The organism is Phyllobacterium sp. P5_D12, from assembly GCF_054049495.1.
The window spans coordinates 1-10,475 of the sequence record NZ_JBFUMG010000124.1; the positions used below are offsets into that span (position 1 = coordinate 1).

General features: G+C 56.2%; 11 protein-coding genes. 5 read left to right on the forward strand and 6 right to left on the reverse strand.

Going from position 1 to position 10,475, the window contains the following annotated elements:
- The first annotated feature begins 329 nt into the window (after positions 1–329).
- Positions 330–542 (forward strand): cold-shock protein, encoded by a 213-nt coding sequence (locus ACXJ5O_RS10710; RefSeq protein WP_106718517.1) that lies wholly within the window; start codon positions 330–332, stop codon positions 540–542.
- A 75-nt stretch (positions 543–617) separates the two neighbouring features.
- Here the strand turns inward: ACXJ5O_RS10710 and ACXJ5O_RS10715 are convergent, their stop codons facing one another.
- The gene (locus ACXJ5O_RS10715) at positions 618–1,232 is read right to left on the reverse strand and encodes a glutathione S-transferase family protein (RefSeq protein ID WP_457299882.1); all 615 of its coding nucleotides are present in this window, start codon (positions 1,230–1,232) and stop codon (positions 618–620) included.
- A 258-nt stretch (positions 1,233–1,490) separates the two neighbouring features.
- Here ACXJ5O_RS10715 and ACXJ5O_RS10720 point away from each other — a divergent pair, with 258 nt between their 5' ends.
- Positions 1,491–2,693 carry a pyridoxal phosphate-dependent aminotransferase gene (locus ACXJ5O_RS10720; protein WP_457299883.1) on the forward strand — a complete coding sequence of 401 codons (1,203 nt, stop codon included), beginning with the start codon at positions 1,491–1,493 and terminating at the stop codon, positions 2,691–2,693.
- 443 nt (positions 2,694–3,136) lie between these two features.
- Here ACXJ5O_RS10720 and ACXJ5O_RS10725 read toward each other — a convergent pair whose 3' ends face one another.
- Together ACXJ5O_RS10725 and trxB are read right to left on the reverse strand one after the other, a co-directional pair.
- Positions 3,137–4,033 (reverse strand): LysR family transcriptional regulator, encoded by an 897-nt coding sequence (locus tag ACXJ5O_RS10725; protein ID WP_112530710.1) that lies wholly within the window; start codon positions 4,031–4,033, stop codon positions 3,137–3,139.
- A 60-nt stretch (positions 4,034–4,093) separates the two neighbouring features.
- Positions 4,094–5,068, reverse strand: a complete 975-nt coding sequence (gene trxB, locus ACXJ5O_RS10730; RefSeq protein WP_457299884.1) for a thioredoxin-disulfide reductase — start codon at positions 5,066–5,068, stop codon at positions 4,094–4,096.
- A 260-nt stretch (positions 5,069–5,328) separates the two neighbouring features.
- Here trxB and ACXJ5O_RS10735 point away from each other — a divergent pair, with 260 nt between their 5' ends.
- Positions 5,329–5,799, forward strand: a complete 471-nt coding sequence (locus ACXJ5O_RS10735) for an Lrp/AsnC family transcriptional regulator (protein ID WP_457299885.1) — start codon at positions 5,329–5,331, stop codon at positions 5,797–5,799.
- Here the strand turns inward: ACXJ5O_RS10735 and ACXJ5O_RS10740 are convergent.
- The 3 genes from ACXJ5O_RS10740 to greA are packed head-to-tail and all read right to left on the reverse strand — an operon-like array spanning position 5,796 to position 8,064.
- Entirely contained in the window at positions 5,796–6,527 is a 732-nt protein-coding gene (locus ACXJ5O_RS10740) for a glycosyltransferase family 25 protein (protein WP_457299886.1), read from the reverse strand. The genes ACXJ5O_RS10735 and ACXJ5O_RS10740 overlap by 4 nt on opposite strands.
- Positions 6,524–7,585, reverse strand: a complete 1,062-nt coding sequence (locus ACXJ5O_RS10745) for a glycosyltransferase family 4 protein (protein WP_457299887.1) — start codon at positions 7,583–7,585, stop codon at positions 6,524–6,526. Before ACXJ5O_RS10745 ends, ACXJ5O_RS10740 begins: the two co-directional genes overlap by 4 nt.
- A 5-nt stretch (positions 7,586–7,590) precedes the next feature.
- On the reverse strand, positions 7,591–8,064 hold the full coding sequence (greA, locus tag ACXJ5O_RS10750; protein WP_112530705.1) for a transcription elongation factor GreA: 474 nt from the start codon (positions 8,062–8,064) through the stop codon (positions 7,591–7,593).
- Positions 8,065–8,353: 289 nt separating this feature from the next.
- Between greA and ACXJ5O_RS10755 the strand changes: the two genes are divergently transcribed.
- Positions 8,354–9,490, forward strand: coding sequence for a PQQ-dependent sugar dehydrogenase (locus ACXJ5O_RS10755; RefSeq protein ID WP_457299888.1), 1,137 nt, complete (start codon positions 8,354–8,356; stop codon positions 9,488–9,490).
- 63 nt (positions 9,491–9,553) lie between these two features.
- Complete coding sequence (locus tag ACXJ5O_RS10760; RefSeq protein ID WP_457299889.1) at positions 9,554–10,474, forward strand: DMT family transporter; 921 nt, start codon at positions 9,554–9,556, stop codon at positions 10,472–10,474.
- The last annotated feature ends 1 nt before the right edge of the window (position 10,475 follow it).

The window sequence follows — 10,475 nt, forward strand, 5'->3', positions numbered from 1 at the left end:
CTCCCCCGTGGACGACCGCGATTCGGCCAGTTCACATTAGCATCTACTATTAAAACACGTCGGACAGTGTGCTGAAATTCAACAAGGAATGTAGGGCCAAAATTCGCCTATGCAACCCGTCGCACTTAACCCTGACGATAAACCCATTCCAATATGGCTTGTTTTGGGGCAAATTCTGTCATATGTAATCCGCATCGATTTTATCGGTCGAGTGACTTTGCGACCTGCGTAACCTGTTGCGCTTCCTGATGAACTCCATTGCATAGGTTCGATTCCCTGGGCCGCAAATGTGCTTGCTGCCTGTCTTATATATCTGAAAGGAATTTCCCATGGCTACGGGAACAGTGAAATGGTTCAACGGCACCAAGGGCTACGGTTTCATCCAGCCTGATACTGGCGGTGCAGACGTATTCGTCCATATCTCCGCTGTTGAACGCGCAGGTTTGCGCGGTCTCAATGATGGCCAGAAGGTCAACTACGAGATCGTACAGGACCGTCGTTCGGGCAAGTCGTCCGCTGACAACCTTAGCGTTGCTGGCTAATCCACATACGGGAATCGTCTGATTTCTGAACGCACAAGAGTTTAAAAGGCGGGATTTATCCCGCCTTTTTCGTTTTCAGTCTGGTAGCCATGTGATCGGAACGTGACCCTCATCGCCCGCAACGCGGCTCAGCCATTTTGCCACGGATGGATAGGCTGAGAGGTCATATCCGCCGCGATTGGCTCCGTGGGTATAGGCATAGAGCGCGATATCGGCGAGGCTGATATTACTGCCTGTGAAATAAGGCGTCTTCTGCAGTTGATTTTCCATCACAAGCAACGCCTTGTTGCCGCCTTCCAGTGTTGCTGCCAGGCGCTCGGGCGTCGCATCCTTTGCTCGCTCCGGATAGACTAGCAACGCCCGACGAACGGCGATATTCGGCTCATGCGTGTATTGTTCGAAGAACAGCCATTGATACATCAAGGCGCGCTCGTACGAATCCTCGGGAACAAAGCGACTGCCTTCCGCCAAATGAAGCAGAATGGCATTCGATTCTGCAAGAAACCGTCCGTCGTCGAACTCGAGCAACGGCACCTTGCCGTTTGGATTCTTCGCCATGAATTCAGGTTTGCGCGTTGAACCATCGGTTGAAGAAATCGAAATGTGCTCGAAAGGCATCGCCAATTTCGCCRTCAAAAGCCGCGGCTTGTAGCAATTTCCTGAATCAGGCTGTGAATAAAGTCTTGGCATGGTAGCGGTCTCCTGAGAGCGTCGGTGCGGGCACACAAATGACGGCCTGGTTGGCGGGCGACTATTCCCACGACGAGCCGATATGTCCAATCATTTTGATTGAAGCATCCTTCAAACATTGCTGATGTATTGGACGTTCGATGCCACACCCTGCACAGAAACTGCATAATGTGAAGACCGGCAAGCATGCTTTTGCTTGCGATTCGGCCGCCATTGCGACATAGCAGGCCCGCAAACCCGTTTCAGGAGAACGATACCATGGCATTCCTCGCAGACGCCCTTTCCCGTGTGAAGATTTCCGCAACTATTGCGATCACCCAGAAGGCACGCGATCTGAAAGCCGAGGGCCGTGACGTCATCTCGCTGTCCGTTGGCGAGCCGGATTTCGACACGCCTGACAATGTCAAGGAAGCTGCCATCGCTGCCATTCGGCGCGGTGAGACCAAGTACACCCCGGTATCCGGCATTCCGCAACTGCGCGAAGCAATTGCCCGCAAGTTCAAGCGCGAAAACGAGCTCGACTACAAGGCAAGCCAGACGATCGTTTCGACCGGCGGCAAACACGTCATCTACAACGCATTGCTCGCTACGCTGAATCCCGGCGATGAGGTGATCTGCGTCGCGCCCTACTGGGTAAGCTACCCGGAAATGGTTTCGCTATGCGGCGGAACGCCTGTCATCGTCTCGGCCATTCAGGCCAACGAGTTCAAGTTGCAGCCGGAAGATCTGGAGCGTGTCATCACGCCGAAGACCAAGTGGATCATCATGAACTCGCCTTCCAACCCGTCCGGCGCAGCCTATAGCTGGGACGAAATGAAGAAGCTTACCGATGTCCTCGTGCGTCATCCGCATGTATGGGTCTTGACCGACGACATGTATGAACATTTGACCTATGGCGACTTCAAGTTCGTGACGCCAGTACAGGTTGAACCAAATCTCTATGACCGCACGCTGACAATGAACGGCGTGTCGAAAGCCTATGCCATGACCGGCTGGCGTATCGGTTATGCAGCCGGCCCGATCGAACTGATCAAGGCCATGGACATGGTGCAGGGCCAGCAGACTTCCGGCACAAGCTCAATCTCGCAATGGGCAGCGGTAGAAGCCCTCGACGGAACACAGGCGCATTTACCAGTCTTCAAAAAGGCATTCGAAGGCCGCCGCGATCTCATCGTTTCGATGCTCAACCAGACCAACTTCCTCGAATGCCCCAAGCCCGAAGGTGCATTCTACGTCTATCCCTCCTGCGCGGCAGCGATCGGCAAGACGGCGCCATCCGGCAAGGTCATCGAGAACGATGAGGATTTCGTCAGCGAATTGCTTTCAACGGAAGCCGTGGCTGCCGTGCATGGATCGGCATTTGGCCTTGGACCGAACTTCCGCATCTCCTACGCTACTTCTGATGCCAATCTCGAAGAAGCCGGAAAACGGATCCAGCGTTTCTGCGCCAACCTTCGCTAAGAAGATCACCAGATAAAATCGAGGGGGCTAATGGCCCCTTTTTTACATCGGCAACATGCGGGATACCGCGATAGAGCGTATCCGTCGTCGACGTAGCAGCCTGCAATTTTTTGAAACATACCCCGGAAAAGAAAAGAGGCCGGACAATTGCCCGGCCTTAAGTTTTGAAGGTGCCGTTTCCGGCTATACCTCCAGAGGGGAACACTTGCGGGCGCGCAATGGGAGGAGGAGACGCACCGGCAAGTGATGTGGATATGAGCCCTTTGACGCTCTCTCGCAACATCCAATTGTGCATCGCACCCATGCGTTTAGTGCATACCGGCGAAATCAAGGGAAATGTTGGAATTGCAGGTGTGGAATGTCGGGGACGCGGGCAAAATCATGCTGCAAAGCAGCACGAGATTGGAAAGGAAAACTTTTCGTAAAATGTCGAAAGAGCTTGCCTAATAGGACCACGTACGCGCTTTCGAGAAAAGAAAATCTCGAAACACGTGCAATTTAGCGGCGTTTTTGATTCCTTCGGGATAGCAAAAGAACGTGTCGAACGACGGCAATTCCATCTCCGGCAGGAGCCGGACCAGCGTCGAATCCTTTTCCACCATATAGTCGGGAAGCACACCGATACCGACGCCCTTTTGTATGGCGCGCTTGATCGACAGGAGGTTGTTTATCTGCAGGACAGCGGGTCTCAGATTGCCATCCGTCCGGCCAATAACCTCCAGCCAATTGAGATTGGTGAGATAGGACGGCGCAGGCTCACCGAAACTGACAATGCGATGGGTATCGATTTCCTCGATACTTTCGATCTTGCCATATTTGGCGATATAGGCCGGTGAAGCATAGACATGCATGTGCACGGTAAAGAGCCGCCGCTGGATCAGGTCCGGCTGCTGCGGCTGACGCAGGCGAATAGCGCAATCCGCGTGACGCATCGTCAGGTCGAGTTCTTCATTGTCGAAAAGCAACTGCAGCTGAACTTCCGGATAGAGCTCGATGAATTCTTGCACGCGCTCAATAAGCCAGCCCGAACCGAGGCCGACTGTTGTCGTCACGCGCAGTTTGCCCGACGGCCTGTCCTTGCTCTCTGTCAGGCGAGAGCGGACATTCTCCAGCTTCATCAGGACTTCATGGGCGGTGCGGTAAAGCACTTCGCCCTGCTCGGTCAGGATAAGACCGCGAGCATGGCGGTGGAACAGCGGAACGCCAACATCCTGCTCAAGCGCACTGACTTGACGGGAAATAGCCGATTGCGACAGATGCAGCGTCTCGGCGGCATGGGTAAACGACCCCGCCTCCGCTGCAGCATGGAATATTCGCAATTTGTCCCAATCAAGCGACATCGCGCAGTCTCTCCCCCATTCCGGCCACGCACATCGAGACCGGCTCTAAATTAACGGCTGCTATTCGGCAGCTTGACGCACTGGTTCCTGCGCAGCCAGCCAACGCTCGGCCTCAAGAGCTGCCATGCAGCCCATGCCCGCAGCGGTGACCGCCTGACGATAGATGTCATCCGTAACGTCACCGGCTGCGAAGACGCCCGGTACATCCGTTGCGGTAGAATCGGCTGCGGTCCAGAGATAGCCGTTCGGCTTATGTTTGAGTTGCCCCTTGAAAAGCTCAACCGCCGGCGCATGACCAATGGCGACGAAAACGCCATGTGTTGCCAATTCCGTGGTCTCACCCGTTTTCACATTCTTCAGGCGTATGCCCGATACCGATGCAGGCATCGGCGCTCTGGCTACTGTTCCCGTAATTTCGTCAACGACGTTATCCCAGATGATTTTGACATTTTCTTTGGCGAACAGGCGGTCCTGCAGAATTTTCTCCGCGCGGAAATGATCGCGGCGATGCACGATCGTCACTGATTTGGCGAGATTTGCGAGATAAAGCGCTTCCTCGACAGCAGTGTTACCACCACCGATAACCACCACGTCCTTGTTGCGGTAGAAGAAGCCATCGCATGTGGCGCAGGCAGAAACGCCGAAGCCCATGAAAGTCTGCTCCGTTTCAATGCCGAGCCACTTCGCCTGCGCGCCCGTCGCAATGATCAGCGCATCGCATGTGTATTGCGTGCCGCCATCACCGACGAGGCGGAACGGCCGCACAGAAAGGTCAACTGCCGTGATGATGTCGTRGACAATCTCCGTGCCGACATGTTCGGCCTGGATGCGCATCTGCTCCATCATCCATGGGCCTTGCACCGTATCGGCATAGCCCGGATAATTTTCCACATCGGTCGTGATCATCAACTGGCCACCCTGCTGCAGGCCGGCGACGATGACGGGCTTCAGGTTTGCGCGAGCCGCATAGATCGCCGCGGTATAACCTGCAGGACCGGAACCGATGATAAGAACGGGCACATGGCGCTGTGACATGACTAGACCTTGAAGTAATATGTGTTCGACATACAAGAGATGGCACGACCACCATGCTCTTTCAATGACTATAAAGTAGTGGTTCAGCACCCTTTGTTGCAAGGTCTTCGCTCAACATAGACGGGTTAGCCACAGCTTGTGGCGGAAGAGCGGCGTTTCTACGTGATTTGTGGAACCTGTTTGCAACCGTAACGGGATGTGATTACACAGCATGGGGAATCGCCTATGGTGGCCGCAATTCTCTTGGGACAGGATGGAATATGCCTTTGAAGGCGGATCTCGACGCGATCGACTGGAAAATCCTGAAACAATTGCAGGACAATGGCCGCATCACCAATGTTGAACTGGCGGAGCGTGTCGGCATATCGGCACCGCCCTGTCTGCGCCGCGTGCGCAAGCTCGAAGAGGCCGGTATCATCCAGGGCTATCGCGCGATCCTGAACGGCTCGATCCTCGGCCAGGATATCGTTGCATTCTGCATGATCCGCCTGCACCGCCAGTCTGATGCCGATCTGAAGAACTTCGCCGAAAAAACCAAGAACTGGACGCTCGTGCGCCGCGCCTGGATGGTTTCCGGCGAGTCGGACTTCCTGCTGCATTGCGTCTCGAGTGATCTTGCCACGTTCCAGAATTTCGTCATCGAAGAATTGACCTCAACGCCCAACGTCGATTCAGTTCGAACGTCCCTCACCATCCGTTCGGTCAAGAACGAACCGTTGATGGTACTTTAGCGACGACCAAACCGGTTGTAGAGGTAAAGCGTCACGCGATACCAGGGGCGCAGGATTTCCCGCTTCAGCCGACCGGCAAAAGTCTTGTTCTTGCCCTGAACGACCGACCCGCCGAGATCGAAATCGATCTCCCGAATAGTGATTGGCCGCGCTGACAATACACGGACGGGATGCAGCCAGCGCATCTGGATCGTCGTATCAACAGGCCGATCAAATCGTTCCGTTGCCGCAAGCAGCGCCATCGCCGCCTCGCGTCCGACGAGTTGCATCTGCATCCCCAGTCCGGGAAGTTCCGGTTCAATGATGCTGTTGGCGCCAACGCGCGCAATTTCAATCCCCGACTCACCCCTCGGCCAGCGGGGAAAGCGGACGTAGTCGGCCGGCTGCAACCGGTCGATCGCCAGTTGCAACTGTGCCGCGAAACCAGCATCAACCTCGACATCGTCCTCGATGATGAGGCCTGCATCCAGCTTGCGATCGACAATTGCAGCCCAAGCTTTGCGATGCGACAGAAAACAGGCGACCTCGGATTTCCGCAGTTCGAACGGGTAGTACGGACTGTGCAGCGAGYGGGCATAGACGGCGGCAATATCACCCTCGCCCATTGCGAGCGCGTCCACCGCATCGACGATCTCCGCCTTCACCGGCAAGCGCTCGACCAATCCGCGGACATGCTCGCCGCGCTTTGTCGCGCGCTCAAGGTGGATAATAAAGGCCGTAACGGTCACGGCTGCGATCCACCGGCAAAGATCTGCTCGTAGACTTCGCCAATACGGCCGGCCTCCTTCTGCAGCGGAAAGTTTTGGCGAACATGGGCAAGTGCCAGCTTCCCCGCCTCTTCACACATCGCCGGATCGGCTAGGTAAGGCGCAATCGCCTGTTCAAGCGCGAGCCCGTCACCCGCCGCAACCACAGTTCCCGTCTCCGGTTCGATCATCTCGGCATAGGCCCCGGCATCGCTCGCAACCACCGCGGTCTGCGAGGCCATCGCCTCAAGCGGCGTCAAGCCGAAGCCCTCATTGCGGGATGGCGCAACGTAGAGGGTCATCCTGCGATACCAGAGGCGCACATCGGGCACCTCTCCCAGAAACAGGATGCGTTCGCCAAGCCCGGCTTTCGCAATCTTGTCGCGGAGGGCCTGTTGGAAGCCCTTGTACTCCGCAGTCGTGCGGCCGGTCATGACCGCCGTCCATTGCGGATGCTGCGGCAGCAACTTAATCATTGCATTGACGAAGAGATCGGTCCCCTTCGAAGGCCGGATGCGCCCCGAACAACCGACCAGAAATTGCCCCGGGAGGCCCGAGGCTGCAAACCTGTCCTGATCGTCCTCAGGTGGATGAAACAGCTCGGTATCGATACCGTGCATGATGACGGTGTGGGGCACCTTCAGGAAACTTCCGGATTTGCCGCTCGTGGCAATCACTGCGTCCATTCGCCGGATCAGCCATTTGGTGAAAGGCTGGTGATCGCGCTGGGCGGCGGATGTAAACAACAGCTGCAACTTCATGCGCAACACATGGCGCATGAGAATGCCGGCAATCATTTCATTGTTGCGGCGCGCGTGCCAGATACGAAATGGCCTGATCCTTGGCTTGAACCAGAGGCCGGGGAGCGATGTCCAGCCAATGCTCGGCAGTTCCGCGGGCAATCCGGGGCCCATGGTGACAATATTGAGGCCATTGGCTCGCTGTAGCGGGATGAGCTGAATGATCGTCGAAGTGACTCCGGAAAGCTTTCGCTTGAAATTCGGAGCGATCACTTCGACGCTACTTAGGGGCTCCTGCACGAAGTCTAGAGGAACCTGAAGCCGATGATTTCGTAAGACCGGGCACCACCGGGTGCATTGACTTCGATCGTCTCRCCTTCGCTCTTGCCGATCAGCGCGCGTGCGATGGGCGAGGAAATGGAGATGCGGCCGGCCTTGGGATCAGCTTCCTGATCGCCGACGATCTGATACACCTTTTTCTCTTCGGTATCCTCATCGATCAGCTGGATCGTGGCGCCAAATTTGATCTTGTCGCCTGACAGCTTGGAAATATCGATGATTTCGGCGCGTGCCGTATAATCCTCCAGCTCGCCGACCCGGCCTTCATTGTGGCTCTGGGCTTCCTTGGCGGCGTGATATTCGGCGTTTTCCGAAAGGTCGCCATGGGCGCGCGCTTCCGAGATGGCCGCAATAATACGTGGACGTTCTTCCTGCTGGCGCCAGCGCAGCTCCTCCTTGAGCTTGTCGAATCCAGCCTGAGTCATCGGGACCTTTTCCATGCCCTCTCCTTTCGTAGTCAATGTCGAACGGCATCGATCGATGCCGTTCGACACAAAAAGAAAACGGTCGCCGAAGCTCAAGACTTCGGAACCGTTCAGTCATTCGTCCCTTAATATAGCACCGATTCCGGCGAATTCACGTAGAAAGTGGAAAATGTCGCACGTCGGGAATTTGCACAGGCAAATCAATCTCGGAGACGCGACAATTCACATCACTGTGAGACGACCGGATTGGCGAATTATGCACAAAATGCGTTCATCTATCGAACGACGAAGAGGATCGCCGTCAATGAACCAAGGACCAAGGATTGCTGCTGCGGGCCTGTTTGCGGTCTTGATATCGATGCCCCTGACCGCTTTCGCCAAGGATTTCAAGACTGAAACGGTGACGCTCTCTGCCGAGACGATTGCAGATGGACTTGATCATCCGTGGGGCCTCGCCTTCCTGACCGACGGCGCGTTCCTCGTGACGGAGCGCGGTGGTACGATGCGCATCGTCAAGGACGGTAAAGTGTCGAAGCCCGTTGCCAACGTTCCCAAGGTCGTCGTCAAGGGTGAAGGTGGTCTGCTCGATGTCGCGCTTTCGCCGGACTTTGCCAAGAGTGGAAACATCTATTTCAGCTACACCGAACCCCGCCAGAATGGCACCGGCACAGTGATGGCGCGCGCACGTCTCGTTCGCAATGGAGACGGGGCCGAACTCGAAAATGTCTCGGTTCTGCTATCGGTAAAGCAAAGCACCAAGGGATCGGCGCATTTTGGCTCGCGTATTCTTGTTGCACCCGATGGCAAGCTTTTCGTTACGATCGGTGATCAGGGCACAATAAAGCGCTCGCAAGATTTCAGGGATGAGGCGGGCTCCATACTCCGCATCAATGCTGACGGCACCATTCCGGCGGACAATCCATTCGCCGACGSCAAAAAAGGCCTGCCGCAAATCTGGTCCAAGGGCCACCGTAATCCACAAGGGGCAGTATGGGATCCGGTCACGGATTCATTGATCACTGTGGAGCATGGCGCCAGGGGCGGCGATGAAGTCAACCAGCCTCAGGCGGGCAAGAATTACGGCTGGCCGGTCATAACCTATGGCGTGGACTATTCCGGTGCGAAGATCGGCGTCGGCACCCATGCGAAGGGCTATGAGCAACCGCTCTACTACTGGGACCCATCCATCGCCCCCTCGGGGCTCGCCGTTTACGAAGGATCGATGTTCCCCGAGTGGAAGGGAGACCTTCTCGTAGGTGCCCTCAAATTCGAGATGCTCGTGCGTCTGGACCGCGACGAGAAAGGCGCCATCAAGGGTGAGGAACGGATGCTCAAGGGCGAGTTTGGCCGCGTCCGCGATGTGCGGGTGGCGTCCGATGGCTCGATCTACCTTCTCACAGATGAAGGCGATGGGAAAATCATACGGCTGACACGCGCATAACGTTTGTATCGCCCTTGCCGCCATGAACTGCAATCGCTAGACAGCGATCAATGCGGATCTTTGATGACCGCTCCATTTCGCAGGATTCGCATGACGCATGGCCGTGCCAACACTTTGCTGCTTCTCGCCGGAGCGATCTGGGGTTTTGGCTTCGTCGCCCAGTCGAGCGCAATGGGCAGCGTCGGGCCGTTCATGTTTGTCACCCTGCGTTTTTTCCTCGCCGCCCTGACCATCACGCCGCTCGCCGTTCGCGAAGCGAAGGCTGCACCGGTGAAATTGACGCGCGCCGATTATTACGGCTTCTTTTTCATCGGTGTCCTGCTCTTTTCCGGGGCCGCGCTGCAGCAGGTCGGCATGCAGACGACGTCCGTCACCAATGCCGGCTTTCTGACCGGCCTATATGTGGTCATGGTGCCGTTTCTCGGCGTCATTCTGTTTTGGCAGTGGCCTCATCCGGTTGTCTGGCCCTGCGCCTTGACGGCGCTTGCCGGCATTTATCTGTTGTCCGGAGGACATCTCGAAGGGCTGACGGCCGGTGATTTGCTCATCGTAGCCTGCGCCATATTCTGGGCGTTGCAGATTATCTTTATCAATCGCATCGGCATGAAAAGCGGCAGGCCGATCATGTTGTCGTTGGTTCAGTTCATGGTCTGCGGCTTGCTTGGCCTCGTTGCGACGTTATCCACCGAGCGCACTGAACTTTTCTCGATCCTGGCGGCCGCGCCGGAAATCCTCTTTGCGGGCGTGATCTCGTCCGRCATCGGCTTCACGCTTCAGGTGGTTGGACAGCGCTTCACCACGGCTCCGCAGGCAGCAATCATGCTGTCTTCCGAAGCGCTTTTTGCGGCACTTTTCGGCGCCATATTGTTGGGTGAGCGCATGTCGCTTCAGGGTGTAGCGGGTTGCGCCCTCATCTTCTTCGCAATGATCGCCGTCGAACTGATACCTGCTTTGCGGAGCCGGACCAGGGTCAGGACCCCTTAAG

Excerpts from the sequence above, each read along its gene's own strand:
- ACXJ5O_RS10710 (WP_106718517.1), top strand. The coding sequence starts at position 330 with ATGGCTACGGGAACAGTGAAATGGTTCAACGGCACCAAGGGCTACGGT.
- ACXJ5O_RS10735 (WP_457299885.1), top strand. The coding sequence starts at position 5,329 with ATGCCTTTGAAGGCGGATCTCGACGCGATCGACTGGAAAATCCTGAAA.
- ACXJ5O_RS10725 (WP_112530710.1), bottom strand. The coding sequence starts at position 4,033 with ATGTCGCTTGATTGGGACAAATTGCGAATATTCCATGCTGCAGCGGAG.
- ACXJ5O_RS10720 (WP_457299883.1), top strand. The coding sequence starts at position 1,491 with ATGGCATTCCTCGCAGACGCCCTTTCCCGTGTGAAGATTTCCGCAACT.